Below are 26,565 nucleotides of genomic sequence, written 5' to 3'. Positions count from 1 at the left end.
GAGAGCCATGCCCGATTCCGCACTGATGACGTTCGTGAAGGTGCACGACTGGGTGTACCGGCGCACCAACGGCTGGATCGGGCACCGGATGCCCGGGGCTCCGTCCTCCCTGATGCTGCACACGATCGGGGCGAAGACCGGCCAGCCCCGGTCGAATCTGCTCGCCTACTTCCGCGATGGGGACGACTATCTGATCGTCGCGTCCAACGGCGGAGCGGACCGCAACCCGGCCTGGTATCACAACCTGCGCGCACATCCGAAGATCGAAATCAACCTGGGCAGAAAGCGTTTGGCGGTGACGGCACACATCGTGATGCCGAACGACCCGGACTACGGACGGTTGTGGCATATCTGCGACTCGAACAACGGCGGCCGCTACAGCTCGTATCAGCGTGGCACCACGCGGCCCATCCCGGTCGTACGCCTGACACCCTGAGCGCTTGTCCTCGCCACACGCGTCCCCGCCCGCAAGACATAGGGTTGCTGTCCGCCTCCGAGCGACAATCATTCGGCCGGTCACGCCGAAATCGACGCTGGCGCTGGGAAGTCCGAGTAGGTGTCACGCTAAGGTCGATCTCGATGACCGACAACATTTCAGACTCCAGATTTGTCGCTCAGAGGCGGACAGCAACCCTGCACATCGTTCCTGAGTCCCGAGTGTCCGTGCTAGAAAAGCTCTTTCGCCAGTAGCTCCAGCGTGGTCTCCCGGTCCGGGGCGGTCGCCGGGTCGGTCCCGCGATGTGCGGATGCGACGGGGTTGACCATCACCTCGTCGACGTCGAACTCTGCGGCCACCGCACGAACCTGGTCGGCCGCCTCGGACGGTGAACCGACCACGGCCTTGCTGCGCCCGGACGCGATGATCGCCTCGGCCTGCGGGTGCATGGTCAGCGCCGCCGCGTCCTCGACCAGGTCGAGCGGCCCGAGCGGCTGACCGGTGCGCAGCCGGGCCATCATCTGCAGGTTGGGTAGCAGCAACGCCTCGGCCTCCGAACGCGTCGGCGCGACCACCGCGTTGACCGTCATGAACGTCACCGGCTCGGCGGCCACCGCACTGGGCCGGAATTCCGACCGGTAGGTGGCCAGCGCCTCGACGGTGCCCTGCCCGGCGAAGTGATGCGCGAACACGTACGGCAGGCCTTTGGCGGCGGCCAGGTGCGCCGAGTACATCGACGAGCCGAGCAGCCACAGCCGCGGCTCCTCGACCGCCGCCGGCGTGGCTTTGAGGATGTAGTCCTGGTTGCGGACCGGGATCCGCACCCCGTGCGCGCTCATCAGCGCCGCGACGTCGTCGAGGTACTGCGGGAAGTTCTCGATATCAGAATCGTCGCGACTGCCCCGCAACATGTACGACGTCACCGGGTCGGAGCCGGGCGCACGGCCGATGCCGAGATCGATACGCCCCGGAGCGGCAGCCTCCAGCAACGCGAACTGCTCGGCAACGGCCAGCGGCGCATGGTTGGGCAGCATCACCCCGCCCGAACCCAGGCGCAGCTGGGTGGTCTGGGCAGCCAGGTAGGCGAGGATCACCGGGGGGCTGGTCGCCGCGACCGCGGGCATGTTGTGGTGTTCAGCCACCCAATACCGGGTGAATCCCAAGCGGTCGGCGGTCTGAGCCAGCCGTACGGTGGCCGCCAGCGCGTCGGCGCTGGTCTGGTCGGTACGTACCGGAACGAGGTCGAGGACAGAAAGCCGCATAGTCACCTCAACGATACGAGTGCGCGCATGCTTCCCCTCTCCGGAGGGCAGGAGCGAAGCGACCCGGGAATTGACACCGGAGGGCAGGAGCGAAGCGACCCGGGAATTGACACCGGAGGGCAGGAGCGAAGCGACCCGGGAATTGACACCGGAGGGCAGGAGCGAAGCGACCCGGGAATTGACACCGGAGGGCAGGAGCGAAGCGACCCGGGAATTGACACCGGAGGGCAGGAGCGAAGCGACCCGGGAAATGGGTCACCGCCGCAGGCCCGCCCGTCCGGCAGCGTCGGTGAACACGTCGTCGAGCATCTCCGGCGTGAGCCGCCCGGTGAACATGTTCTGCTGGCTCGGGTGATAGCAGCCCAACAGCTGCCGGCCTGACGGCAACTCGACGACCACGCCGTGGCCGAACTTGGGTTTGGCCTGCGCAGGCAGGTCGTCGGCGAGCAACCGCAGCGCGGCCTGCCAGCCGAACCCGCCCAGGGTGACGATCACCCGAACCGACGGCGCGATCAGCCGCCACTCGGCGGTCAGCCACGGCTCACACGTCGACCGCTCGACGGGCTCCGGTTTGTTGGCCGGCGGCGCGCACCGAACTGCGGCGATCACCCGAATGTCGTTGGTGGACAAGCCGTCTGCCGCATCCACACTGGTCGGCTGGTTCACCAGGCCGGCCCGGTGCAACGCGGCGAACAGCTGATCCCCCGAGCGATCTCCGGTGAAAACCCGCCCCGTCCGGTTGCCTCCTTGCGCGGCCGGGGCCAGGCCCAGCACCAGGATCTTCGGCTGCGCCGAACCCCACCCGGTGATCGGCCTGCCCCAATACGGCTCACCGGCGAACGAGCGACGTTTGGTGACCGCCACCTCTTCGCGCCAGGCGACCAGCCTGGGACATGCCCGGCACACGCTGACCTGGGCATCCACTTCTCCGATGTCGCGGGCCCCCGCCGCCAGAGCCACCACCTGCGCGGCGTCGGAAGCCACCGGGGTCTCGGGCACGGCGGGGTCCCCCGGCCAGCCCGTACCCGGCGGGACGGGCGAGGAGAACAGCACCCGGGTCCGCGGATGTGGAAGGAGGGTCACCGGTCCACTGTGCCCGGGTCCCGCGCGGCGCGCGAGAACTTAAGCTCTGCCGGTGACCATCACGCGCGTCCCCGCGCTGCTGATCCTGTCCTCGACCTTCCTGGCCGCGGGCGCCAACGGCATCTCCATGGTCGCCTTCCCGTGGCTGGTGCTCCAGCGCACCGGCAGTGCGGTGGACGCCTCGATCGTCGCGGGCGCGGCGACCCTGCCGCTGCTGTTCGCCACCCTCATCGCCGGCGCCGCCGTCGACTTCGTCGGCCGACGCCGGGTGGCGATGCTCTCCGACGCGCTGTCGGCCATCGCAGTGGCCGCGATCCCGGTCTTGGCGATCGGGTTCGGCACCGACGTGCTGACCACCCTCGTTCTGGCCGCACTGGCCGCCCTCGGCGCGTTCTTCGATCCGGCCGGTATGACCGCACGGCAGTCGATGCTGCCCGAGGCGGCGGTCCGCGCCGGCTGGACCCTCGATCACACCAACAGCGTCTATGAGGCTGTGTTCAACCTGGCCTACATCACCGGCCCGGGTGTCGGCGGCCTGCTCATCGCAACGCTCGGCGGTGTCAACGCGATGTGGGTGACCGCCGCGCTGTTCGGGTTGGCGATCCTGGCGATGGCGGTGCTGCGGCTCGAGGGCACCGGACGTCCGGCGCGCGAAAAGCTGCCGGAGAGCGTGGTTTCCGGGGTTGTCGAAGGGTTGAAGTTCGTCTGGCGCAACCGGGTTCTTCGCACCTTGGGCCTGGTCGACCTCGCCGTCACCGGGCTGTACCTGCCGATGGAAAGCGTGCTGTTCCCCAAGTACTTCACCGACCGCAATGAGCCGGCCCAGCTGGGCTGGGTGCTGATGGCGTTGTCGATCGGCGGGCTGGTCGGAGCGCTGAGCTGGACGGTGCTGTCGAAGGTGGCCAGCAAGCGGGCGACGGTACTGACGGCGGTGCTGACGTTCGGTATCGCCGTGGCGGTCATCGCATTCCTGCCGCCGCTGCCGGTCATCTTGTCCTTGGCCGCCCTGGTCGGTCTGGTGTACGGGCCGATCGGGCCCATCTACAACTCGATCATGCAGACCCGCACCCCCGAACAGCTGCGCGGACGGGTGGTCGGGGTGATGACGTCGATGACCTACGCCGCAGGCCCGATCGGGTTCACGCTGGCCGGCCCGCTGGTCGACGGGTTCGGCCTCACGGTCACGTTCCTGGTTCTCGCGGTGCCGATCCTGGTGATCGGCATCGTGTGTCCCTGGCTGCCCGCCCTCAAGGAGCTGGACGACGACGCGCCTAGGATGGCGCAATGGCCGTGAGCGCTCTGGCCGACCTGGCCGCTGAGCTTCCCGACGGGGTCGTCGTCACCGACCCCGACATCCTGGCGTCCTATCGCCACGACCGAGCCGCCGACCCTGCGGCCGGGATGCCGTTGGCCGTGGTGCGGCCCATCCGTACCGAAGAGGTGCAGACGGTGTTGCGCTGGGCTTCGGCGAACCGCGTCGCGGTGGTCCCGCGCGGAGCAGGCACCGGACTCTCGGGTGGCGCGACCGCCGTGGACGGCGGCATCGTGCTGTCGACGGAGAAGATGCGCGACATCACCGTCGACCCGGTGACACGCACCGCCGTCGTCCAGCCCGGCCTGCTCAACGCCGAGGTCAAGAAGGCGGTCGCGGAGCGCGGCCTGTGGTACCCGCCCGACCCGTCGTCGTACGAGATCTGCAGCATCGGCGGCAACATCGCCACCAACGCGGGCGGTCTGTGCTGCGTGAAGTACGGCGTGACAACCGATTACGTGTTGGGCATGCAGGTGGTGCTGGCCGACGGCACCGCGGTGCGCCTCGGCGGCCCGCGCCTGAAAGATGTTGCCGGGCTGTCGCTGACCAAGCTGTTCGTCGGCAGTGAGGGCACCCTCGGAGTGGTCACCGAGGTGACGCTGCGGCTGCTGCCTCCCCAGCCGTCGGCGTGCACGGTGGTGGCGACCTTCGATTCGGTGGAGGCTGCGGCCGGCGCGGTGGTGACGATCACCGGACGCATCCGGCCCTCGATGCTGGAGTTCATGGACTCGGTGTCGATCAACGCCGTCGAGGACAAGCTGCGGATGGGCCTGGACCGCTCGGCGGCAGCGATGATGGTGGCCGCCTCCGACGACCGAGGCCCGGCCGGTGCCGAGGACGCCGAGTACATGGCCCGCGTTTTCACCGAAGCCGGTGCCAAAGAATGCTTTTCGACCTCCGATCCGGCCGAGGGTGAGGCGTTCGTCGCGGCCCGCAGGTTCGCCATCCCCGCGGTGGAGGCCAAGGGTTCGCTTCTCCTCGAGGATGTCGGGGTACCGCTGCCCGCGCTCGCCGAACTGGTGGGCGGGGTGGCCAAGATCGCAGCCGACCGCGACCTGACGATCTCGGTCATCGCCCACGCCGGCGACGGCAACACCCATCCGCTGATCGTCTTCGATCCCGCCGACGCCGCGATGACCGAGCGGGCCGAGAAGGCGTTCGGTGAGATCATGGACCTGGCGGTGTCGCTGGGCGGGACGATCACCGGCGAACACGGCGTCGGCCGGCTCAAGAAGCCATGGCTGGCAGGTCAATTGGGCCCTGAGGCGATGGAACTCAATCGCCGGATCAAGGCCGCGCTGGATCCGGCCGGAATTTTGAATCCCGGCGCGGTCATTTGACGCAAGCCGCCGTGCGGCAGTGGCCGGCTGGCTAGGGTGGACGGCGATGACCCACTCCCCCACGCAGTTCGAGATCGCCGTTCCGCAATACGATCTCGACGACCTGCGCCGCCGCCTTGAATCCGCCCGGCTTCCCGCCGAGCTGCCCGGCAGTGGCTGGGATTACGGCACCGATCAGTCGTTCTTGACGGCGTTCGTCGACCGGTGGCGTGACGAGTACGACTGGCGTGCAACCGAAGCGGAGCTCAACGCGGTGGGCTCCTTTGTCACCACGGCTGCCGGCCAGCGCGTCCACTTCCTGCACCGGAAATCGCCCAACAGCACCGCAATCCCGTTGGTACTCGTGCACGGCTGGCCGGGTTCGATCATCGAATTCCTCGATGCCCTCCCGCTGCTGCACGAGCGCTACCACGTTGTGGTGATCTCGATGCCCGGATACGGATTCTCCGGCCCGACCACCCAACGCGGCGTCGACACCTCGGTCGTCGCGGCGGCGGTCGCCGAGGTGATGACGCAACTGGGTTACCAACGCTTTGTGGCTCAGGGCGGCGACTGGGGAGCCCTGGTGGTGCGCTACCTCGGTGAGCACTACCCGGATCGCGCGGTCGCCATCCACACCAACATGCTTTTCGCGTCCGCCGAGGGACCCGACGCCATGGACGGTGTCACCGAGGAGGAGCTGGCCGCATTCATCGCCTCCGCCGAGCGGATGGCGGAAGGCACCGCCTACATGGAAATCCAAGGCACCCGGCCACATTCACTCGGCTACGGGCTCGACGACTCGCCGGTGGGTCTGGCCGGCTGGATCCTGGAGAAGTTCCACGCCTGGAGCGACGTCCGCGACGGCATGCCGATCCGCACCGACCGGCTCATCGACAATCTGATGATGTACTGGCTGACCGGTACCGCGACCTCGGCCGCGCGACTGTACTACGAGGCGGCCCACGCCGGCACCGGTGCGCTCAGCCCGTGGTCGGGCCGCGTCGACGTCCCGACGGGTTACGCGGTCTACCCGGCAGAGCTGGTACGGATCCCGAAAGTGTGGGCGCACAAGCACTATCACCTGGTGCACTACTCGATCCAGGACCGTGGTGGCCACTTCGCGGCGTTCGAGCAGCCGCAACTGTTCGCCGCGGACGTGCTGGCTTACGCCGATGTGCTCGACGAGTTGGACGTGTTCAGCTAGCCGTTCAGCGGGCCCCGCGGACCAACCGGCCCGGACGTGCGCCGGTGTCGACCCCGTCGCGGCGCGTGACGGTGCCGCTGACGATCGTCGCGGCGTAGCCGGACGCGCCTTGCACCAAACGATTTCCGCCTGCCGGCAGGTCGTAGGCCATCTTCGGCGGATGCAACCGCAGAGCATCCATGTCGATGACGTTGAGGTCCGCCTTCTTGCCGACCTGGATGACGCCGCGGTCACTGAGGCCGAACAGCTGCGCCGTGTCGTGGGTCTGCTTGCGGATCAGATGCTCCAGCGGCAGCTTCGCACCACGATGCCGGTCGCGGGCCCAGTGGGTCAGCAGGAACGTGGGATAGGAAGCGTCGCAGATCATTCCGCAGTGCGCACCACCGTCGGACAACCCGACGACACCGGCCGGATGGGTCAGCATCTCATGGATGGCGTCGCAGTTTCCATAGGAATAGTTGAAGAACGGCAGCATCAGCATGTTGGTGGCGTCGGCCTCCAGCATGAGGTCGTACAGGGTGGCCAGCGGGTCCTCGCCACGGTCAGCGGCGATCTTCTCCACCGTCCGCTCGTCGGTGGGCTCGTAGTCCGGCGGGTCGCCCAGGTGGTAGATCCGACCCAGGGCGTACTGGACCAGGATGTTCATGTTGTCGAACAGCTTGTTGGGGTCGGGCGGGAGGTCGTCCTCACCGAGGATCGCGGCCTTCACCGCCGGGTCGGCGAGCCGGTGCGCGAGCTCCTCACGACCCAACTCCCCCTTCAGCTTTCGGAAGGTCGGACGATGAGTGAAGGCATGGTGGCCCGGGAAGCCGAACAGCATGCCAAACGGGCGCGCCGCGATCTGCGGGTACAGCCGGGCGCCTGCGGCGTGCGCGGCCGCCGAAATGTCCATCTGTTCGCGCCACAGGTCGGGCGCGGCATCCACCTGGATCAGCCCGAAGGAGATCGGCCGGTCGATCTCGGCGCCCAGGCGCTGCATCCACTCCAATTCCTTCTTCGGCGCGATGATGTCCTCCCCGGCCACACCCTGCGGCGCCAGCTCGAAGACCGCTTGACCGCCGGCCGCCATCGCCCGGCCCAGGCCGAACAGTTCGTCCTCGGCGGCGAAGGTGCCCGGCACGGGCTCACCGTCCATGGCGCGGTGGCCGAGCGTGCGGGACGTCGAGAACCCGAGCGCTCCGGCTTCGATCGCCTCGCGGACCAACCGACCCATCGCCTCGATGTCGTCGGGGGTCGCGGGCTCGTTCTTGGCGCCGCGCTCACCCATCGCGTAGGCCCGCACCGAGCCGTGCGCCACCTGGCTGCCGACGTCGACGGCGTAGTTTCCCTTGCCGATCACGTCGAGGTACTCGGGGTAGCTTTCCCAACCCCACGTCATGCCCTCGGTGAGCGCGCTGCCGGGAATGTCCTCGACGCCCTCCATCATCTGGATGAGCCACTGTTCGGAACCGGGCCGCACCGGTGCGAAACCGACGCCGCAGTTGCCTGCGACGATGGTGGTGACGCCGTGGTTGCTGGACGGTTCGAGCAGGCTGTCCCAGCTCACCTGACCGTCGTAGTGCGTGTGGATGTCGACGAATCCGGGCGCCACGACTTTGCCTGTGGCATCGATGGTTTCGGTTGCCTCGCCCGCCAGCGGCGCGTCAGATGCGCTGCGGCGGCGCACCTCCACGATCTTCCCGTCCTTGACGGCCACGTCGGCGATGTAACGGTCAGCGCCCGTGCCGTCGACGACGGTCCCGCCGGTGATCTTGAGGTCGAACATGGCTACTCCTCGACACACGATGTCAATGGGATTCCGTCGCCAATGTAACACCGTTACAGGGCCGCGTGTAATACCGTTTGGACAAGATTTCGCAAGGAGGCGCATGGTGACGCACACGGCGCACGATGTTCGACGCGAGGACGCGATCGGCCCGCCTCCGGCCAGCCCGACCCGCGTGCCCGCCGCGCGCTACCACTCCCCCGAGTTCGCCCGCCTCGAGCGCGAACACCTCTGGCCGCGCGTCTGGCAGGTCGCCTGCACGCTCGATCATGTCGCCGAGCCAGGTGACTACTTCGAATACCGATGCGGGCCGCATTCGGTCCTGATCGTCCGCGACGACACGCAACTGCGGGCATTCCAGAACGTCTGCCGGCACCGCGGTAATTCGCTGTGCACGGGCGCCGGCTCGGAGCTGCGCGAGCTGCGCTGCGGCTACCACGGCTGGACATGGGACCTCGCCGGGGTGTTGAAGCGCGTGCCCAACCGCAAGGGATTCGGTGCGCTGCACATGGAGGACTTCCCTCTGGTCGCCGCCTCCGTCGATGTCTGGGCAGGGCTGGTGTTCGTCAACCTCGACGCCGACGCGATGCCGCTCGATGACTATCTGGAGGCGATGCCCGCCGACATCGCATGGAACCGGCTCGAGGATTTTCACTGCTACGCCACGATGACGATCGAGGTGGACGCGAACTGGAAGACGATCGCCGACGGCTACAGCGAGACCTACCACATTCAGACGCTGCACCCCGAGCTACACCGGTGCATGGATGACGTCTTTGCACCGCAACAGATCTGGGGTCACACCGGGAAGTCGGAGCAGTTCTACGGAGTGCCGAGCCCGCACCTCAAGGAGCCCATCTCCGACGACGACGTCTGGGACGCGTACGTGACTACCCAGGGCTTGCTGATGGGTGCCGAGGAGGGCACACCGTACCCGGGCGGTGACTCGGTGCCTGATGCGATTGCCTGTCGCACAAGAGAGTTCGCGGCCAGTCGCGGGGTCGACCTCGGGTGGGCCAGCACCGAACAGATCATGTTGCTACACCAGTACAACGTGTTCCCCAACCTGACGTTGCTGACCAACGCCGACCACCTGACCGTCATGACGTCACACCCGGGCCCCGATCCCGAACACGGCGAGCTCGTCATGTACCTGTGGACCCGGATGGCGCCGGGCGCACCGCGTGCCCGTCCGGTCGACGTGCGCATGACAGCGGAGGAGGCTCATCCCGGTCTGGTTCTGACGCAGGATATTTCGGTCTTGGCCGGCCTGCAGCGCGGCCTGCGTCAGCCGGGGTTCACCCACCTGACGCTGTCCAACGAGGAGCGGCGCGTGATCAACCTGCACCGCAACCTCGAGCGCTACCTCGACCTCCCGGAGGCTGAGCGCATGACCGGGGGTGAGCCCGGTGGCCCGCAGTCCTGACCCGGTCACCGCGGACTCCATCCTCGACGCGGCAGCCAGGATGATCGAGCACGACGGCGTCGACGCGTTCACGATGCGCGGGCTCGCCGAGCAACTGGGCGTCGCGGTCACCTCGATCTACTGGCATGTCGGCGGCCGCGACAAGCTGCTCGACAGTCTCGTTGAGCGGTTGCTCGGCGACATGGCGGCGTTGCCCGCGGACGCCGAGGAGCCCGCTGAGCGCATCGCCGCCCTCGCCCGCGCACAGCGCCGAGCGCTCATCGACCGCCAGCATCTGCTCGGCATCGCACACGAACGTAACCGCACCCCGGCGTTGTTCCTGCCGGTGCAGCAGCGCCTGGCCACCGAACTTGCCCGCCTCGGCGTCACCGGTACCCACGGCGCGCTTGTGCTGCGGGCCATCGAGGTTCACGTCATCTCGTCGGCCATCATGCAGTTCTCCGCGGTGCGCGGTCCCAAGCACGACGAGGAAGACCCGACGCTGTGGGCCGACGACTGGCCCGACCGCGAGCTGGTCCGGGCATTGCAGTCCCCCACCGACTACGACGCGGTCTTCGAATACGGCCTGGCGGCGCTGTTGGCGACCTTGCCTGCGAATCCCACCGATTCATAGGTCTTTTCGAAATTCCGGTCACGTGGGCGGACGCCGGAGGAGCTATTCCGGGGCATAAAACAACCTCCCACCTGGCTATTTTTCGAATGCTTCAGAACCGCTGAACAACGGTGCCCCATAGTTGGTAGGTCCCGTCCATTCCGGTGCGCTTCGCCGGCGACACCGCTGTCAGCGGCCCGCCAACGTTCAGCTCAGGTAGTTCAGGGGTTTGAGGTCGGACTGTCTCGGTATCCGGCGACGTGCCTAAGTGCCATGTCAAGAGCCAGTTCGAGTGGCCGGGCGCTGCGCATGGTCTGCGCCATGAGGAGTCCGCCCTGTAGTGCGGTCATCATGGTCAACGCGAGTTCATCCACGTCGGCTTCAGGGGCGAGTTCACCGTTGTCGCGCATGGCCGCCAGGCCGGTGGACAGATATGACTGCCAGGTGGCGAAGGACCGCGCGAGCTCCAGCCGTGCCGAGTCCGATCGGTCGGCGAGTTCGCTCACCAGCGACCCCAGCGGGCAGCCGCCGATGCCTTGCGTCGTCCGAGTCGTGGCTACGAGCTGATCGCACCAGCGCTGCAGACCATCCCACGACGAGACCTCGCGCAAACGCGGCTCCTGCGCGGCGATGACACGGCCGAGCTGAGTCTTGATCACCTCGCTGATAAGAGCGTCTTTGTCGACGAAGTAGTGATAGAGCTGCGATCTGCTGGTCTGGCTGGCGGCCATGACGGCGTCGAGGCTTGTTCCCGCGACACCGCGCTCCCGGATCAGAGAGGCCGCTTCGGCCACGATGCGGGCTTTCGTCGCCGCCCCGCGGGACGTGAGTCGGGCCGAGGGACGATCAGCTTTTGGCACCACGGCCGGACAGTATCCGAATTGGCATTGTCGGTCCACTTTTCAGCCAGCACAATGCCGATCAGTCAACCAATATTGTTGAAGGAGCTCGATATCGGCTTGTCACACACGCCGGCTGTTGCATCCGGCGGACATTCACCATCGATGACACCACGTCCAGCTTGTCAGGCTGCCTCCCCGGGGACCGGCGGAATACCAATCCAGCGCGATCTTTTGATGCGAGGCGTGGACCGACTATGTCAGCACGGAGCACGTCGAGATGATCGAACGGCCGTAAGCGAAAATTGTTGGCGCATAGGTAGTTTCGTGAAAGGCAAAAAGCCGTGCAAGAACGTACCGACACGTCAGCCGATCGGCAGACAACAAGAGAGGAACTCGTGAAGCGACTACAAGACGACCGGGTCTTGGCCTACAACTCAATGTTTTTGGGTGTGTTCATGTTGTTGTTCGGTTTCTTGAAGTTCTTCGAACCTTTTCGGACCATGTTTGATGTCCAGATCGCCAAGAGCGACCTGCCACCGATCAGCATTCCCTTCGGGAAAGTCGCGGAAATGGCTATCGGCCTTGGACTGCTTCTACCCGCTTGCTTCAGGCAGAAGATCGTTGATCTGTATGGCCCTGTGGTCTTCGCTGCGTCTGCCGGCCTGGTTGCCAACATGGCGGTCGCGACGTACGTCCATCTGCAGCCGAATGTCCCGGCCAGCGTGCTGCCCCTCGGGATCAAGCCTCCGTTCATCCCGTTGTTTGTCATGGTCTTGGCGGCATTGAACCTGTACCGGCTCTTCGGCGCGAGCAGGAGCAGATCGAAGACGGCGCGCCAGGCCAAGTGAACGACCGCCGTGACGAGCGCACGCGGCAGGCTGGGCCCCGAGTCGTCGGCGCGAACCGAGAAGGTGACGAGCACAGGAGACACCAGTAAATCTTCTGTCTACCAACGGTCCTCGACGAAGGTGACGACCCCGATGTCTCCGCAGCAGCATCCCCCGCAAGACGCCCTCTTCCGCTCGGTATCCATCGGAGGGGTGGACCTGCCCAACCGCGTCGCTCTGGCGCCGATGACCCGAGTCAGTGCGACAGCCGAGGGCGTCCCCACCGATCGAATTGGCGGCTACTACCAGAGGTTTGCGCAGGGCGGATTCGGCCTGTTGATCACTGAAGGTCTCTACATCGATGACCAGACCAGCCAGGGGTACCTCTTCCAACCCGGTATCGCCAACACCGTGCAGGCCGCAGCGTGGAAGCCGGTCGTCGACCGCGTTCATGCCTTCGGCGCGAAGTTCTTCGCCCAACTCATGCACGCCGGCAGCCAATCGCAAGGCAACCCCCACACAGCCACCACCTGGGCGCCTTCAGCCGTGCGACCCAAAGGCGCGCAGCTGGCGATGTATCGCGGGTCGGGGCCGTTTCAGATTCCCGAGACGATGTCCGCTGAGCACATCCAGCAGGTCCGTGGGGCGTTCATCAACGCCGCCCTACACGCACGCGACGCCGGATTCGATGGTGTCGAGATCCACGGCGCCAACGGCTACTTGCTCGACGAATTCCTCACCGGCTACCTCAACACCCGCACCGACGACTACGGCGGCACCGTCACCAACCGCGTCCGATGTGCCACCGAGGTCTGCGGTGACGTTGCAGCCGCTGTCGGGAACGACATCGCCGTCGGTATCCGTATTTCCCAGGGCAAGGTTTCCGACAACGATCATCGATGGGCCGGCGGCGAAGACGACGCAGCCGCTATCTTCACCGCGCTATCCGACACCGGCATCGACTACATCCACACCACCGAATACCGCGCACTGGCAGCCGCTTTCGACGACACCAATAAGACGCTGGCAGCACTTGCCAAGCACTACAGCGGGCTGGCAATCATCGCCAACGGTCACCTGGATGACCCAAATGACGCCGGCACGATAATCGACTCCGGCGCCGCCGAGGTCGTTGCTCTGGCCAAATCCGCGCTGGCCAACCGGGACTGGCCGCGCCGCGTCCAAGCCGGCCAATCGCTCTCACTTGCCCCCCCAGCCGATCTATTGAGGCCGCTCGCGACTGTCAAAGACTGGGAAGTCGCCGACCCCGCGCCCCATCACGAAATACCCCGAATATCGCCCACGAAGGAAGACGGCACATGCGACTTGCGATAGACAGCGTCACGATATTCTGGCTGCAGGTTCTCGTGAGCTGTGCCGTATGCGCCCTGATCGCGAAATGGTACGTCTGGCCGAGACTGACCAAACTATCCCTCAATTCTGCTCTCATTCCACTGATCTTCGTCCACGTTTTCCGCTACGTGGGAATGGTCTTGTTGGTTACGGGCATGGTTGATCCGAGGCTGCCCCGAGAAGCACTGACCGCTTCCGCCTACGGTGATCTCTTAGCTGCAGCGCTGGCCCTGGCCTGTATCTTCGCGCTGCGGGCAGCGTGGCGTTTCGCCATTCCACTGGTGTGGGTGTTCAGCGCATGGGGATTCGGCGACCTGTTGAACACAGTGCGCGGTGTAATACAGACAGACCTACCCAACTTCAACCTCGGTGCCGCCTACTTCATCTACACGTTCTACGCCCCGACGGTGGTTGTCGCACATCTGATGATCTTCTGGATTTTGTTGAAATCTAAATCGTGGAATAACGACAACAACGATCACCGCGAAACGTGACGCTGTTGGCGTCGCCGACACCGACCAGTGCAGCTCGCGGCATTCCCCTGGAGACGCGACTGAGCGGCGCGTCGCTCACACAGTGACGTGATGCAGCCTTCCGTCCCGGCAGTCGGAATGCCGAGAACGAATCTCTTGGGATCCCGGCCCGCTCTTGACACAACTGCGGACTTGTCGTAATCATAAGACATGACCGCTGTTGTGTCTCACGACGCCGAGGCCCGCTTCGAGTTGGCCACCGCCGAGACCTGGGGTGACCGCTGGCCGATGTACCGGGCCCTGCGTGACCTCGATCCCGTGCACCACGTCGTCCCGGAGAACCCCGACCACGATTACTGGGTGCTGTCCCGGCATGCCGACATCTTCGCCGCCGCCCGCGACCACGAAACGTTCTCCTCGGCCCAGGGCCTGACCGTCACCTACAACGAGCTGGAACTGATTGGGCTGCAGGACAACCCGCCGATGGTGATGCAAGACCCGCCGGTGCACACCGAGTTCCGCAGACTGGTGTCGCGTGGCTTCACCCCACGGCAGGTCGAGGCCGTCGAACCCAAGGTGCGCGAGTTCGTCGTCGAACGCATCGAACGGCTACGCGCCGACGGCGGCGGGGACATCGTCACCGAACTGTTCAAGCCCCTGCCGTCGATGGTCGTCGCGCACTACCTCGGCGTTCCCGAGCAGGATCGCGACCAGTTCGACGGCTGGACCGAGGCGATCGTCGCCGCCAATGCCAGCGGACTGAGTGCGCTGGGATCGGTCGGCGACGCCGTCGGTTCGATGATGGGCTATTTTGCCGAGCTGATCGAACGGCGCAGGCGCGAACCCGAAGACGACACGGTGTCGCATCTGGTGGCAGCCGGTGTCGGTGCAGACGGCGACATCGCCGGGACGCTGTCGGTGCTCGCCTTCACCTTCACGATGGTCACCGGCGGCAACGACACCACCACCGGCATGCTCGGCGGTTCGATGCCGCTGCTGCACCAGCGTCCCGACCAACGCCGGCTGCTCGTCGAGCAACCGGAGCTGATCCCCGACACCGTCGACGAACTGCTGCGACTGACCTCCCCGGTGCAGGGACTGGCCAGAACCACCACGTGCGACGTGGAACTGCACGGCAAGACCATTCCGGCCGGACGCAAAGTGCTGCTGCTGTACGGGTCGGCGAATCGCGACGAACGCCAATACGGCCCGGACGCCGGCGAACTCGACGTCACCCGGTGTCCGCGCAATATCCTCACCTTCAGCCACGGCGCACATCACTGCCTCGGTGCCGCGGCCGCGCGCATGCAGGCGCGGGTGACCCTGACCGAATTGCTCTCGCGTTGCCCGGATTTCGAAATCGACGAGGCGGGCATCGTGTGGGCGGGCGGCGGATATGTGCGGCGGCCGCTGTCGGTGCCGTTCCGGGTGCGCGGCTGATGGCGGGCGACTGGCTGAGTTCACGGCGGGCAGAGGTGGCCACCGATCGCATCCTCGACGCCGCCGGTGAGCTGTTCGCAAGCAACGATGTCCGCAATGTCGGGATGAATGACATCGCCCGTGCCGCAGGGTGTTCGCGAGCCACGCTGTATCGCTACTTCGAGAACCGGGAGGTGCTGTACACCGCGTACGTGCACCGCGAGGCCTACCGGCTCTACGAGCAGCTGACCGAACTGATCGACGGCATCCCCGATCCGCGCGAGCGGCTACTGACCGGGCTCACCACATCCATGACGCTGGTGCGCGACAGTCCCGCGCTGTCATCGTGGTTCGCCACCGCCGACTCCCCCATCGGCGCGGAGATCGCCGAGCAGTCCGAGGTCATTCAAGCGCTGACGTCAGGCTTTCTGCTGTCGCTTCGGCCCGACGACCCCGAGGTCGTCCATCGTCGCGCCCGCTGGCTGGTTCGGGTGCTGACGTCCTTGCTGATCTTCCCCGGCCGCGACGCCGAGGACGAGCGGGCGATCCTCGAGGAGTTCGTTGTTCCGATGGTGTGCCCCAGCGACTCTGGCTCCTCGTTGAGACCGCACTGAGAGCGAGAATCTCGCAGATTCTTCGCTCTGGATGCGATCTCAACGCAAGGACTAGGTGCGCACGCGGGTGAACCGGTGCAGCAGCCACGCCACCGGGATCGTCATGATCAGCGTGACCACGAACAGCGCAGGCGCGGAACCGGTGTAGACCGGCCAGCGGAGCACCTCGACCATCGCGATCTCCATCACCACCAGGTGGACCAGGAAGATCTCGTAGGAGATCTCGCCCAGCCAGACCATCGGCCGGGTGGCCAGCGCGCGGGCGTACCAGCCGCGGTTGCCCAGCGCCAGCGGCGCGACGATCAACGTCGCGATCACGGCGTAGAACACGGTTTTCACCAACGCCTCGGCGATACCGGTCGGTGACGTGGTCGGCTCCCCGGCGATCGGGGTGGACACGATCAGGAAGCAGACGACGGCCAGCGGCACAGCGATGAACCCGAACACCCGAACTCCGATGGCCTGCAACACCGTCAGCAGCATGCCGCCGATAAACCACGCCAAATAACCGGGCAACCACAACCGAGCACCACTGGGCAGAAACTCGGTGGTGTGCACCAGCACCATCCAGGCCGGGCTCATCAGCGCCAACACCGCAAGCCCGGCCAGGAGCAGTCCGGGACGCCACCGCCGACGGCACACCACGACCAACAGCAACCACGCAAGGACAGGCAGCGCGACGTAGAACGCGACCTCGACCGCCAGGCTCCACATCTGCGTGAGCCCTTGGTGCAGATAGCCGTTGAACATGTAGTTGTCGGTGTAGATCTGGGTCAGCGTGAGATTGCGCAGCAGGCCGATCCAGGTGTGGCCGGGATTCGGCCCGGCGGACCGAAAGTGGTAGATCAGGTAGGCGGCCAGCACGGTGATCACGTAGGCCGGCATGATGCGCCGTACCCGGTGCCAGGCATACCGGCGCACTGACGGTGCCGCCTGGCCGGCCGCGGCGGCGCGCACCCACGGGCCGAACAGCAGGTAGCCCGACAGCACGAAGAAGATCGGAACGCCGATCTCCAGGCGCGAATACACCACGCCCACAAAGCCGTGCGTGTACTTTCCGGTCGTGTAGGCGGCGTGCGTGCCCAGCACCAGCAACGCCGCCACCGCCCGGACACCGGTCAGAGAGGCGACCCGGTCGACACCCGAGACTGCTTCCAGTCCGCCTTGGTCGACCTGGCTGGACGCGATCATCGGCTCGTGCGCCGAGGCTTCCCGCCGGAGGGCCGCGAGTCGTACCTGGGGTTGCCGCGATCCGGCTTCAAATCGATCAGAATCCCGGAAATCCGGGTCTTCTCAAGGGCTTTCAGAGTCTCTTTGGACAGCGTGGCGGGCAGCTCCACCAGCGAGAAATCGGGCTTGATCGTGATGTGCCCGAAATCGCTCCGGTGCAAGCCACCCTCGTTGGCCAGCGCCCCGACGATCGATCCCGGCCCGACCTTGTGCCTCTTGCCAACGGCAATGCGGTAGGTCGCCAGGTCGTCGCGGGTCTTTCGTGGCGGGCGATCGCGGTCGCCGCGTTCGGGACGGTCGGGCTTTTCCCGCCGCTTCTCCGGCGGCGGCTCGGTCATCAGGAATTCCGCGCCGTCGCGGCTCTGCAGCGCCAGCGCAGCGGCGATATCAACCATCGGCACGTCGTTGTCGCGTTCGTAATCCTCGATCAGCCTGCGGAACATTTCGAACCCAGGTGCGTTCAGCGCCTCAGCGATCGAGTCGCGGAACTTCTCCACCCGCTGGGCGTTGACGTCTTCGACCGACGGCAACTGGCCCTCGACCAGCTTCTGCCGGGTGACCCGCTCGATCGAGCTCAGCAAGTGGCGTTCCCGCGGGGTGACGAACAGCAGCGCCGTGCCAGAGCGGCCGGCGCGGCCGGTGCGGCCGATGCGGTGCACGTACGACTCGGGGTCGTGCGGGATGTCGAAATTCACCACATGCGAGATGCGCTCGACGTCCAATCCGCGGGCGGCCACATCGGTGGCGACCAGGATGTCGATCGAACCGTCCTTCAGCTGGCTGATCGTGCGCTCACGCACGGCCTGCGGGATGTCGCCGTTGATGGCCGCCGCGGCGAACCCGCGAGCCCGCAGCTTCTCGGCAACCTCCTCGGTGGCCTGCTTGGTGCGGACGAAGACGATCATCCCGTCACCCTGCTCGACCTCGAGCAGCCGGGTCAGCGCGTCCATCTTGCGCGGATACGACACCTGGAAATAGCGCTGGGTGATGTTCTCGGCGGTCTGGGTCTTCGACTTGACCGTGACCTCGACCGGATCGTGCAGGTATTTCGTGGTGATCTTCTTGATGCCCGGCGGCATGGTCGCCGAGAACAGCGCGACCTGCTTGTACTCGGGGGTGTCGGCCAGGATGCGCTCGACGTCCTCGGCGAACCCCATCTGCAGCATCTCGTCGGCCTCGTCGAGCACCAGATAGTCCAGGTGCGACAGGTCGAGGCTGCCCTTCTCCAGGTGGTCGATGACGCGTCCCGGCGTCCCGACGACGATCTGTGCACCGCGTTTGAGGCCGGCCAGCTGCGGCACGTAGGAGGAGCCGCCGTAAATCGGCAGCACATTGACCTTGAGATGGGCGCCGTAGCGGCTGAACGCCTCGGCCACCTGCAGGGCCAGCTCACGGGTCGGCGCCAGCACCAGCGCCTGAGTGGTGCGGCTGGCGGGGTCGATCTTGGACAGGATCGGGATCGCGAATGCCGCCGTCTTGCCGGTGCCGGTCTGCGCCAGGCCCACCACGTCGGAGCCGGCCAGCAATGCCGGGATGGTGGCGGCTTGGATCGCGGAGGGGGTTTCGTAGCCGACATCGGAAACGGCCTGCAGCACCGCGGGGTGGATCTGCAGGTCGGCGAAGGTCTGGGGGGCGTCGTCCGGGGTTGTCATCGGATCTGCAGTCTACTGCCGCAGCGTGCCGTAACCCGCTTCTGCTCCAGAAGGCCGGTACCGTCGCCGGTGTGTGGGATCGCCTACCGATAGCTGCGGCGGCAGTCGCGCTGACCGCGGCACTCGCGGGCTGTAGCTCCGGTGACTCGACGGTGGCCAAGACTCCGCAGCCGACGACGAGCGCGGTGACCACCACCGAGGCGCCCCCGCCGCCACCACCGCCGACGACGACCACAACGCCGCCGCCGGACCCGTGCGCCGTGAATCTGGCAGCGCCGGCCATCGCGCAGACCGTCTCCGAACTCCCCCGCGACCCGAACAGCAACCAGGGCTGGTACCCGGTCCCGATCGCCGGCAACTACAACGAGTGTGCGCAACTGTCGGCCATCATCATCAAGGCCAACACCAACGCCGCCAATCCGAACACCCGGGCGGTGATGTTCCATCTCGGCAAGTTCATCCCGACCGGGGTGCCCGACACCTACGGCTTCAACGGGGTCGACACCACGCAGAGCACCGGCGACACCGTCGCGCTGTCCTACGTCAACGGCTTGGGCATGCAGAGCGTGGTGAAATTCCGCTGGAACGGCAACGGCGTGGAGCTCATCGGCAACGGCTGAGCAGTCGTTGCGCTCCCACTACGCGACGGTCAGAACGCCCTGCATGTTGGCGTGGTACTTGCAGTGAAAGGGATAGGTGCCCGGCGTCGTCGGGGCCGTCAGAGTCTCCCTGCCGCCGCCACCCGAGATTCGGACGTCGAAGAGATCGTTCGCGTCGGCGGTGACGGTGTGGTTCTCGGAGTCGTTGTTGACGATCGTCAACTGTTGGCCCGGTTTCACTGACGGCGGCACCGTGTAGCTCATGTTCGAGATGACGATGTCGCCCGCGGCGGCCGGGGCGACGGTCGACGAGATTGGTGCCGACTCCGCCGACGTAACCGGCTCCGCAGACTGAGGCGCCGGTTGCGAGTTGCCGCCACACCCGCTCAGCAACGCCGCGGCAAGCAGCGATGTCGACATCAGTATCGCTGTGCGCCCCATGATCTTTCCTCCCACCGGTATGCGTCCGGCCGGCCGTCAACGTCAAAATCCGCGAACAGCCGCACGAATACACGGTACGAGTCCCCGCACGGCACGGTTCTGAAACGCTCATACTCGCCACGCCCGAGGCCGTCGGTCGCCAGGCCTACAGTGAGTCTGTGTTCGTCGCCGACGACCGGGTCGTCTACAGCGCCTCCGACCTCGCCGCCGCCGCGCGATGCGAGTACGCGCTGCTGCGCGCCTTCGACGCCAAGCTCGGCCGCGGCCCCGCGGTGTCGGTCGAAGACGAGCTGCTGGCCCGCACCGCGGAGCTCGGCGACCAACATGAGCAGCGCCATCTCGACGAGCTGCGCTCACTGGCCGATGTCGCCGTCATCGGCAGGCCGTCCTACTCGGTCGCCGGACTGACCGCGGCCGCCGAGGCCACGATGCGCGCGGTCGAACGGCGCGCACCCGTCATCTACCAGGCCGCAATGTTCGACGGCCGTTTCGTCGGATTCGCGGACTTCCTGGTGCTCGACGGTGACCGGTACCGGTTGCGCGACACCAAACTCGCCCGGTCGGTCAAGGTCGAGGCGCTGCTGCAGCTCGCCGCGTACGCCGAGACACTCGCGGCGGCCGGCGTGCCCGTCCACGACGAGGTCGAGTTGGTCCTGGGGAACGGGTCGACGACTTCCTACCGCGTCGACGAACTGCTGCCGGTCTACCGTTCCCGTCGCGCCGAGCTGCAGGGGCTGCTGGATCGCCACCTGGCCGGCGATACCGCGGTCAGCTGGTCCGACGACACCGTGCGAGCGTGCATGCGCTGTCCGGAATGCGAGACGCAGGTGCGCGAGTCCGACGACCTGCTGCTGGTGGCGGGTATCCGGGTCAGCCAGCGCGCACGCCTGCTCGAGGCCGGCATCACCACGCTGCACCAGCTGGCCCAGCACAGCGGTCCGGTGCCGGACATGCCGGCCCGGATGGTCGACACTCTGAGAGGCCAAGCCCGGCTGCAGAGCGCCCCGCGGACGGCCGGCAAACCGCCGTACGAGATCGCCGATCCGCAGCCGCTGATGCTGCTTCCGGATCCGGACAGGGGTGACCTGTTCTTCGATTTCGAGGGCGACCCGCTGTGGACGGCCGACGGCACCGACTGGGGTTTGGAGTACATGTTCGGGGTGCTCGGCGCGCGCGGGGACTTCCGGCCGCTGTGGGCCCATAACCGACGCGAAGAACGCAAGGCGCTCAAGGCTTTCCTGGACATGGTGCGCAAGCGCCGCAAGCGGTACCCGAAGATGCACATCTACCACTACGCGGCATACGAACGGACAGCCTTGCTGCGGCTGGCCGGACGCTACGGAGAGGGCGAGAACGAGGTCGACGATCTGTTACGCAACGGCGTGTTGGTGGACCTGTATCCGTTGGTGCGCAAGAGCATTCGGGTCGGCACCGAGAACTACAGCCTGAAGTCACTCGAGCCGCTGTACATGGGAGCCGAGCTTCGGGCCGGTGATGTCACCACCGCCACCGACTCGATCACCGAGTACGCCCGCTACTGCGAACTGCTTGCCGACGGCCAAGCCGACGAGGCCGCAACGGTACTCAAGCAGATCGAGGACTACAACCTCTACGACTGCCGGTCCACCCGGATATTGCGGGACTGGTTGCTGCAGCGCGCCTTTGAGGCCGGCGTCCCGCCGCTGGGCGCACAACCGGTGGCCGACGGCGAGCACCTCGACGTCGACGATGATCTGTCCCGTGCACTGGGCGCGTTCGCCGGCGACGACGTCACCGCGCGCAGTCCCGAGCAGCGGGCGGTGGCGATGATCGCCGCGGCCCGCGGGTATCACCGCCGCGAGGACAAGCCGTTCTGGTGGGGCCACTTCGACCGGCTCAACAGTCCCGTCGACGAATGGTCGGACACCCCCGGCGTTTTCCTCGCCGAGGGCGTGACTGTCGACACCGACTGGAACGTGCCGCCGCGGGCCCGCAAACAGCAGCGCCGGCTGGTATTGACCGGCTCGATCGCGGCCGGCGAGCTCGACCGCGACATGTACGCCATGTACCAGCCGCCCAGCCCGCCCGGGCTGTCCGACGACCCGGAGCGACGGGCGTACTCCTCGGTCACCGTGCTCGGGTGCGACGACCCGGCCGCACCGACCGAGGTGCTGGTGATGGAACGAGAACCGAAGAGCGGTGGCGTTTTCGATGCTGTCCCATTCGCGCTGACGCCGGGTCCGCCGTTTCCGACGAAGGCACTGCGCGAATCGATCGACGCGGCGGCCGGCCGGATCGCGGCCGGACTGCCCGCGCTGCCGCAGTCGGCGGTGGTCGATATCCTGCTGCGACGCCCACCCCGTACCGGTGGGCCACTGCCGCGTTCCGAGGACTGCGTCGCGAACATCACCGCCGCGCTGCTGGCGCTGGATTCGTCGTACGTGGCGGTGCACGGGCCGCCCGGCACCGGCAAGACGCACACCGCCGCCCGGGTCATCGCCGCCCTGGTCAACGAGCACCACTGGCGCATCGGCGTTGTCGCGCAGTCACATGCCGTGGTGGAGAACCTGTTTCGCGACATCATCGGCGCCGGCGTGGACCCGGCCCTGGTGGCCAAGAAACCCAGCGGCGAGGGGCCGTGGACCGATATCGACGAGAAGACCTATCCCGCGTTCATCACCGACAACGACGGCTGCGTGATCGGCGGAACGGCATGGGATTTCGCGAACTCGTCGCGGGTACCCCCGGCCAGCCTGGACCTGCTGGTCATCGAGGAGGCCGGCCAATTCTGCCTGGCCAACACGATCGCCGTCGCGCAATCCGCGACCAACCTGCTGCTGCTCGGCGATCCACAGCAACTCCCCCAGGTCAGCCAGGGCACCCACCCTGAACCGGTGGACGCCTCGGCGCTCGGCTGGCTGGTCGACGGGCAGCACACGCTGCCTGAGGATCTCGGCTACTTCCTGGATCGCTCCTACCGAATGCATCCGACGGTGTGTGCCGCGGTGTCACGGCTGTCCTACGACAATCGACTGCACTCGGTCGAGGAGCGCACCGCGGCCCGCCACCTCGACGGTGTCGAGCCCGGTGTCCAGGTAATGACCGTCGACCACGACGGCAATTCGACGGACAGCCGCGAAGAGGCCGAGGCGATCGTCGCCGCGATCGGGGACATGCTGGGATCGGCCTGGACCGACGAAGAGGGCACCCGGCCACTGACCGCCGCCGACGTGCTCATCGTGACGCCGTACAACGCGCAGGTGGTGCTGCTGCGGCGGCTGCTCGACGCGGCCGGGCTCTCGGACGTCCAGGCAGGGACGGTGGACAAATTCCAGGGCCGGCAGGCCCCCGTGGTGTTCGTGTCGCTGGTGGCCTCCTCGATCGCCGAGGTGCCACGCGGAATCTCGTTCCTGCTCAACCGCAATCGGCTCAACGTCGCGGTGAGCCGGGCCAAGTATGCGGCGGTGATTGTGCGTTCGGCACTGTTGACCGACTATCTGCCGTCCACGCCGGCGGGGTTGGTGGAGTTGGGAGCATTCCTGGCCATGTGTGGTAAACCCACGGCATGAGTTCTTCGCTGGCCGAACGGCTCCGGGCCATCGTGGGTGAGGCGCACGTCGTCACCGACGCCGACGTCCTGGGCGGCCGCAGCGTCGATTACACCGGGCGTTACCGCGGCAGGGCCAGCGCGCTGGTGCGGCCCGGCTCGGCCGACGAGGTCGCCGCGGTGCTGCGGGAGTGCCGCGAGTCCGGGGTGTGCGTGACGGTCCAGGGCGGCCGCACGTCGCTGGTGGCCGGAACCGTTCCCGAGCATGACGACGTGTTGCTGTCCACCGAACGGCTCACGCAGATCGGCGATGTCGACGTCGTCGAGCGGCGGATCCGGGTCGGCGCCGGCGTGACCGCGGCGGCCGTCCAGCGCGCGGCAGCTGCGGCCGGCCTGCTGTTCGGTGTCGACCTCGCCGCGCGGGATTCGGCCACCGCCGGCGGGATGGCATCCACCAACGCCGGCGGCCTGCGCACCGTCCGTTACGGCAACATGGGCGAACAGGTGCTCGGCCTGGACATCGCACTGCCCGACGGATCGGTGGTACACCGGCACAGCCAGGTGCGAGCCGACAACACCGGTTACGACCTGGCCTCGCTGTTCATCGGCGCCGAGGGCACTTTGGGCGTCCTCACGGCGCTGGACCTTCGGCTGCACCCGGCGCCCGCGCATCGTGTGACGGCGGTATGCGGATTCCGTGACCTGGAGGCCTTGGTGAGCGCGGGGCGCGCGCTGCGTGACACCGAATCGATTGCGGCCCTTGAACTCATCGACGGACGAACGGCGGCACTCGCGGCAGAGCACCTCGACGTACCGGTGCCCACCGGCGGCGGGTGGCTGCTGCTGATCGAGCTGGCCGGTGAGACCGATCTGACCGAGCGACTGGCCGATGCGCTCGAGGACGCCGAGCTGGCCGGTGAGCCTGCCGTCGGCGTCGACAGCACCGCCCAGCAGCGGCTCTGGCTGGTTCGGGAGTCCACCGCCGAGGTGGTCGGACTGTTCGGGCCACCGCTGAAATTCGATGTCTCCCTGCCCTTGTCGGCGATCCCGTCCTTTGCCGCAGACTCCGCCGCGCTGGTCGCCGAGCATGCGCCCGACGCGATCCCGGTGCTGTTCGGCCATATCGGTGAGGGCAATCTGCACCTGAATGTGCTGCGCTGCGGAGCCGAACAGGAGGCCCACCTGTACGCCGCGATGATGAATCTGATCGCCGCACATGGCGGAAACGTCAGCTCGGAGCACGGCGTGGGCAGCCGCAAGCGTGCCTACCTGTCGATGGCCCGCACCGCGGAAGACATCGCCGCGATGCGCATCATCAAGGCGGCCTTCGACCCGACGGGCTACCTGAATCCCGCCGTGCTGTTCGACTAGGTATGGCCTCGAACGTAACGCCAGGGCGGCAGAATCCGGTTTCTGGCGCCGTGACGTTACGCTCGGCGAGCTAAGCCTGGAGCTACCGCGGGCGCACCAACACCGACTGCGCGATGACGCCGACGGCCCCGTCGTCGTCGAACAGGGTCCCGACCGTAGTCCCCACGCCGTCAGGCCCGTACATCGTCTCCGATCGAATACCCGTCCATTCGCCGACCGGAACCCGGTGAAGATGCACCACCAGATCGGTGTTGAGGAACGTGTACTTCCTGATGTCGATCTTCGAGCCGATGCCATTGGCGCAGTCGGCGACCGCGAACAACCGCTCTAGCGGCGTGATCTCCTCGCCCTGCACCAGATCGACCTGGGGCCGCAGCCACGATTCGCCCGGACCCGGTGCCATGTGGTCAGTCAGCCACAGCCACTCCAGGCTGTGCACGTAATTGGGGTCGAAGTTGTCGGCAAGGTTGCGGTTCACCCCCGCCGAGCGCGGTGACAGCGGAGCGACCGGCGCCGACAGCAGCGCTCCGGTGTCCAGCGTCAGCATCCGCCATCCGCTCGCGCTGGCGACCGGACGGGGCTGCCCGTCCGGACCTGTACCGAGCATCTGGGCGGACACCAATTCGATTTGCTTGCCGCGTCGTTCGACGGTCGCGGTCATCCACAGATCACCGTCTGCGGGAACCGGGCCCAGTAGGTCCACGACCACCCTGCTGAGCCGCGTGTCGTCGCGGCGCTGACAACGCTGCACGGCGCGGACCAACAGTGCCGACACCGGGCCGCCGTGCTGGATGTGCGACGTCCAGGTGCTGCGAACCATGTCGGTGGCCCGGAACCTCTCCCCGCGGGGATCGTCGGCGTCGACGAGTTCGTAGTAGCTGTCGGTCATGGTCACCTCTCGATTGACGGAAAGCCCGCGCCGGGGATCTCGACCCTGACCATCTCGACGCCCGACCCGCGGGTGCCGACGAGCCGCTGTGGATAGGCGTCGGGGGCCGACACCAGGAACAGGGTGCGCCGGTCCGGACCGCCCAGGATGCAGGCGATGGCCGCGCGGTCGCCGATGTCGATGCGATCGGTGACCTCGCCACCGGCCACCACCCGCTCGAACTGATGCGCCAACGTCATCGACGTCCACACCCCGCCGGCCTCGTCCAGGGCGATTCCGTCCGGTGGACCGTCGAGCCCGTCGGCGAAGACCCGACGCCCGGACAGGGACCCGTCCGCGTTGATGTCGTAAGCGGTCAGCCGTCGCCCGATCGATTCCGCGACGATCAACGTGCCACCATCCGGCGTGATCGCCATCCCGTTGGGGAAATCAAGGTCACCGGCTACCACGGTCACCGAATCGTCGGGATCGACCCGGGCGATGATGCCGCCCTCGCGGGCCTGCGATCCGATATAGGCCCGGCCGTGTGCGTCGACCACCATGTCGCCGAGACCGGCCGGTGCGATACCGGACAGGTCGGCGATCTCGGTGACGGCTTCCCCGTCATAGCCCAGCAGCAGCCGCCGTTCGGTGGACACGATCAACAGCGTGCCGTCGGGACGGAACCCCAGACCGGCGGGCGCGTGGCCGGGCAGCTCCACCGTGGTCACCGACCCGTCGATGCTGATCGTGTGCACGGCGTCGCCGAGCATGTCCGAGAGCCACAGCAGGCCTTCAAACCAGCGTGGGCCTTCACCGAAGCAGAATCCGCTGGCAAGCTGAGCGCGAGACAAGGAGCCGAGAACGGTCATGCCCTACCTTTACAAAACATCGCACAAATGTCACGCTCCGTACGTGGCACTGTCAACGACCCACGCGTTATCGGAG

The 26,565-nt window shown here is 66.8% G+C and carries 23 protein-coding genes; 14 read left to right on the top strand and 9 right to left on the bottom strand.

All coding sequences use genetic code 11. From position 1 onward, the window contains the following. The first annotated feature begins 7 nt into the window (after positions 1-7). Positions 8-436 carry a nitroreductase family deazaflavin-dependent oxidoreductase gene (locus CRM90_RS18380; RefSeq protein WP_102808372.1) on the top strand — a complete coding sequence of 143 codons (429 nt, stop codon included), beginning with the start codon at positions 8-10 and terminating at the stop codon, positions 434-436. A gap of 230 nt (positions 437-666) precedes the next feature. Here the strand turns inward: CRM90_RS18380 and CRM90_RS18375 are convergent, their stop codons facing one another. Together CRM90_RS18375 and CRM90_RS18365 are read right to left on the bottom strand one after the other, a co-directional pair. After that, the gene (locus CRM90_RS18375) at positions 667-1,698 is read right to left on the bottom strand and encodes an LLM class flavin-dependent oxidoreductase (protein ID WP_102808371.1); all 1,032 of its coding nucleotides are present in this window, start codon (positions 1,696-1,698) and stop codon (positions 667-669) included. 255 nt (positions 1,699-1,953) lie between these two features. Continuing rightward, complete coding sequence (locus tag CRM90_RS18365) at positions 1,954-2,781, bottom strand: uracil-DNA glycosylase (RefSeq protein ID WP_102808370.1); 828 nt, start codon at positions 2,779-2,781, stop codon at positions 1,954-1,956. A 52-nt stretch (positions 2,782-2,833) separates the two neighbouring features. Between CRM90_RS18365 and tap the strand changes: the two genes are divergently transcribed. Genes tap through CRM90_RS18350 form a run of 3 tightly spaced genes read left to right on the top strand, consistent with a single transcriptional unit; the run spans position 2,834 to position 6,619 of the window. After that, complete coding sequence (tap, locus tag CRM90_RS18360; RefSeq protein WP_102808369.1) at positions 2,834-4,075, top strand: multidrug efflux MFS transporter Tap; 1,242 nt, start codon at positions 2,834-2,836, stop codon at positions 4,073-4,075. Beyond that, positions 4,066-5,433: an FAD-binding oxidoreductase gene (locus tag CRM90_RS18355; RefSeq protein WP_102808368.1), complete on the top strand. Its 1,368-nt coding sequence runs from the start codon at positions 4,066-4,068 to the stop codon at positions 5,431-5,433. The genes tap and CRM90_RS18355 overlap by 10 nt, the downstream gene beginning before the upstream one ends. 46 nt (positions 5,434-5,479) lie before the next feature. Then, complete coding sequence (locus CRM90_RS18350; RefSeq protein ID WP_102808420.1) at positions 5,480-6,619, top strand: epoxide hydrolase family protein; 1,140 nt, start codon at positions 5,480-5,482, stop codon at positions 6,617-6,619. A 4-nt stretch (positions 6,620-6,623) separates the two neighbouring features. Here the strand turns inward: CRM90_RS18350 and CRM90_RS18345 are convergent, their stop codons facing one another. Further along, positions 6,624-8,384: an N-acyl-D-amino-acid deacylase family protein gene (locus CRM90_RS18345; RefSeq protein WP_102808367.1), complete on the bottom strand. Its 1,761-nt coding sequence runs from the start codon at positions 8,382-8,384 to the stop codon at positions 6,624-6,626. A gap of 103 nt (positions 8,385-8,487) precedes the next feature. Between CRM90_RS18345 and CRM90_RS18340 the strand changes: the two genes are divergently transcribed. Next, the gene (locus tag CRM90_RS18340) at positions 8,488-9,810 is read left to right on the top strand and encodes an aromatic ring-hydroxylating oxygenase subunit alpha (protein ID WP_102808366.1); all 1,323 of its coding nucleotides are present in this window, start codon (positions 8,488-8,490) and stop codon (positions 9,808-9,810) included. After that, positions 9,794-10,423 carry a TetR/AcrR family transcriptional regulator gene (locus CRM90_RS18335; protein WP_233209382.1) on the top strand — a complete coding sequence of 210 codons (630 nt, stop codon included), beginning with the start codon at positions 9,794-9,796 and terminating at the stop codon, positions 10,421-10,423. The genes CRM90_RS18340 and CRM90_RS18335 overlap by 17 nt, the downstream gene beginning before the upstream one ends. 200 nt (positions 10,424-10,623) lie before the next feature. On the opposite strand, the gene CRM90_RS18330 is transcribed toward CRM90_RS18335, so the two are convergent. Continuing rightward, positions 10,624-11,265 carry a TetR/AcrR family transcriptional regulator gene (locus CRM90_RS18330; RefSeq protein WP_199189942.1) on the bottom strand — a complete coding sequence of 214 codons (642 nt, stop codon included), beginning with the start codon at positions 11,263-11,265 and terminating at the stop codon, positions 10,624-10,626. A 320-nt stretch (positions 11,266-11,585) separates the two neighbouring features. Between CRM90_RS18330 and CRM90_RS18325 the strand changes: the two genes are divergently transcribed. From CRM90_RS18325 to CRM90_RS18305, 5 genes are all read left to right on the top strand, one after another. Further along, the gene (locus tag CRM90_RS18325) at positions 11,586-12,092 is read left to right on the top strand and encodes a DoxX family protein (protein WP_199189941.1); all 507 of its coding nucleotides are present in this window, start codon (positions 11,586-11,588) and stop codon (positions 12,090-12,092) included. Between the two features lie 132 nt (positions 12,093-12,224). Next, positions 12,225-13,406, top strand: coding sequence for an oxidoreductase (locus CRM90_RS18320; protein WP_102808364.1), 1,182 nt, complete (start codon positions 12,225-12,227; stop codon positions 13,404-13,406). Then, positions 13,391-13,918 carry a DUF8737 domain-containing protein gene (locus CRM90_RS18315; protein ID WP_102808363.1) on the top strand — a complete coding sequence of 176 codons (528 nt, stop codon included), beginning with the start codon at positions 13,391-13,393 and terminating at the stop codon, positions 13,916-13,918. Before CRM90_RS18320 ends, CRM90_RS18315 begins: the two co-directional genes overlap by 16 nt. A gap of 189 nt (positions 13,919-14,107) precedes the next feature. Further along, a complete protein-coding gene (locus CRM90_RS18310; protein WP_102808362.1) occupies positions 14,108-15,337 on the top strand; it encodes a cytochrome P450 in 1,230 nt (409 codons plus the stop codon). Continuing rightward, complete coding sequence (locus tag CRM90_RS18305) at positions 15,337-15,930, top strand: TetR/AcrR family transcriptional regulator (protein WP_102808418.1); 594 nt, start codon at positions 15,337-15,339, stop codon at positions 15,928-15,930. Before CRM90_RS18310 ends, CRM90_RS18305 begins: the two co-directional genes overlap by 1 nt. A 51-nt stretch (positions 15,931-15,981) precedes the next feature. Here CRM90_RS18305 and CRM90_RS18300 read toward each other — a convergent pair whose 3' ends face one another. Continuing rightward, positions 15,982-17,121 carry an acyltransferase family protein gene (locus CRM90_RS18300; protein ID WP_102808361.1) on the bottom strand — a complete coding sequence of 380 codons (1,140 nt, stop codon included), beginning with the start codon at positions 17,119-17,121 and terminating at the stop codon, positions 15,982-15,984. Beyond that, positions 17,118-18,812, bottom strand: a complete 1,695-nt coding sequence (locus CRM90_RS18295) for a DEAD/DEAH box helicase (RefSeq protein ID WP_102808360.1) — start codon at positions 18,810-18,812, stop codon at positions 17,118-17,120. The genes CRM90_RS18300 and CRM90_RS18295 overlap by 4 nt, the downstream gene beginning before the upstream one ends. Positions 18,813-18,883: 71 nt before the next feature. Here CRM90_RS18295 and CRM90_RS18290 point away from each other — a divergent pair, with 71 nt between their 5' ends. Then, positions 18,884-19,432 carry an LppP/LprE family lipoprotein gene (locus CRM90_RS18290; protein ID WP_199189940.1) on the top strand — a complete coding sequence of 183 codons (549 nt, stop codon included), beginning with the start codon at positions 18,884-18,886 and terminating at the stop codon, positions 19,430-19,432. Between the two features lie 18 nt (positions 19,433-19,450). Here the strand turns inward: CRM90_RS18290 and CRM90_RS18285 are convergent, their stop codons facing one another. After that, positions 19,451-19,852, bottom strand: a complete 402-nt coding sequence (locus CRM90_RS18285) for a cupredoxin domain-containing protein (protein WP_102808416.1) — start codon at positions 19,850-19,852, stop codon at positions 19,451-19,453. Between the two features lie 158 nt (positions 19,853-20,010). Between CRM90_RS18285 and CRM90_RS18280 the strand changes: the two genes are divergently transcribed. After that, entirely contained in the window at positions 20,011-23,400 is a 3,390-nt protein-coding gene (locus CRM90_RS18280; RefSeq protein WP_102808359.1) for a TM0106 family RecB-like putative nuclease, read from the top strand. Continuing rightward, entirely contained in the window at positions 23,397-24,749 is a 1,353-nt protein-coding gene (locus tag CRM90_RS18275) for an FAD-binding oxidoreductase (RefSeq protein WP_102808358.1), read from the top strand. The genes CRM90_RS18280 and CRM90_RS18275 overlap by 4 nt, the downstream gene beginning before the upstream one ends. An 82-nt stretch (positions 24,750-24,831) precedes the next feature. On the opposite strand, the gene CRM90_RS18270 is transcribed toward CRM90_RS18275, so the two are convergent. After that, positions 24,832-25,638 (bottom strand): thioesterase family protein, encoded by an 807-nt coding sequence (locus CRM90_RS18270; protein ID WP_102808357.1) that lies wholly within the window; start codon positions 25,636-25,638, stop codon positions 24,832-24,834. A gap of 2 nt (positions 25,639-25,640) precedes the next feature. Next, positions 25,641-26,489, bottom strand: coding sequence for an SMP-30/gluconolactonase/LRE family protein (locus CRM90_RS18265; protein ID WP_102808356.1), 849 nt, complete (start codon positions 26,487-26,489; stop codon positions 25,641-25,643). Positions 26,490-26,565 lie beyond the last annotated feature (76 nt).

This window comes from Mycobacterium sp. ENV421, from assembly GCF_002887815.1.
Classification (GTDB): Bacteria; Actinomycetota; Actinomycetes; order Mycobacteriales; family Mycobacteriaceae; genus Mycobacterium.
Note: the sequence above shows the minus strand (reverse complement) of the source record. Positions and strands in the feature narration are given on the sequence as shown.

Excerpts from the sequence above, each read along its gene's own strand:
- CRM90_RS18310 (WP_102808362.1), top strand. The coding sequence starts at position 14,108 with ATGACCGCTGTTGTGTCTCACGACGCCGAGGCCCGCTTCGAGTTGGCC.
- CRM90_RS18340 (WP_102808366.1), top strand. The coding sequence starts at position 8,488 with ATGGTGACGCACACGGCGCACGATGTTCGACGCGAGGACGCGATCGGC.
- CRM90_RS18300 (WP_102808361.1), bottom strand. The coding sequence starts at position 17,121 with ATGATCGCGTCCAGCCAGGTCGACCAAGGCGGACTGGAAGCAGTCTCG.
- CRM90_RS18285 (WP_102808416.1), bottom strand. The coding sequence starts at position 19,852 with ATGGGGCGCACAGCGATACTGATGTCGACATCGCTGCTTGCCGCGGCG.
- CRM90_RS18275 (WP_102808358.1), top strand. The coding sequence starts at position 23,397 with ATGAGTTCTTCGCTGGCCGAACGGCTCCGGGCCATCGTGGGTGAGGCG.
- CRM90_RS18350 (WP_102808420.1), top strand. The coding sequence starts at position 5,480 with ATGACCCACTCCCCCACGCAGTTCGAGATCGCCGTTCCGCAATACGAT.
- CRM90_RS18305 (WP_102808418.1), top strand. The coding sequence starts at position 15,337 with ATGGCGGGCGACTGGCTGAGTTCACGGCGGGCAGAGGTGGCCACCGAT.
- CRM90_RS18270 (WP_102808357.1), bottom strand. The coding sequence starts at position 25,638 with ATGACCGACAGCTACTACGAACTCGTCGACGCCGACGATCCCCGCGGG.
- CRM90_RS18345 (WP_102808367.1), bottom strand. The coding sequence starts at position 8,384 with ATGTTCGACCTCAAGATCACCGGCGGGACCGTCGTCGACGGCACGGGC.
- CRM90_RS18315 (WP_102808363.1), top strand. The coding sequence starts at position 13,391 with ATGCGACTTGCGATAGACAGCGTCACGATATTCTGGCTGCAGGTTCTC.
- CRM90_RS18320 (WP_102808364.1), top strand. The coding sequence starts at position 12,225 with ATGTCTCCGCAGCAGCATCCCCCGCAAGACGCCCTCTTCCGCTCGGTA.
- CRM90_RS18380 (WP_102808372.1), top strand. The coding sequence starts at position 8 with ATGCCCGATTCCGCACTGATGACGTTCGTGAAGGTGCACGACTGGGTG.
- CRM90_RS18295 (WP_102808360.1), bottom strand. The coding sequence starts at position 18,812 with ATGACAACCCCGGACGACGCCCCCCAGACCTTCGCCGACCTGCAGATC.
- CRM90_RS18265 (WP_102808356.1), bottom strand. The coding sequence starts at position 26,489 with ATGACCGTTCTCGGCTCCTTGTCTCGCGCTCAGCTTGCCAGCGGATTC.
- CRM90_RS18375 (WP_102808371.1), bottom strand. The coding sequence starts at position 1,698 with ATGCGGCTTTCTGTCCTCGACCTCGTTCCGGTACGTACCGACCAGACC.
- CRM90_RS18355 (WP_102808368.1), top strand. The coding sequence starts at position 4,066 with ATGGCCGTGAGCGCTCTGGCCGACCTGGCCGCTGAGCTTCCCGACGGG.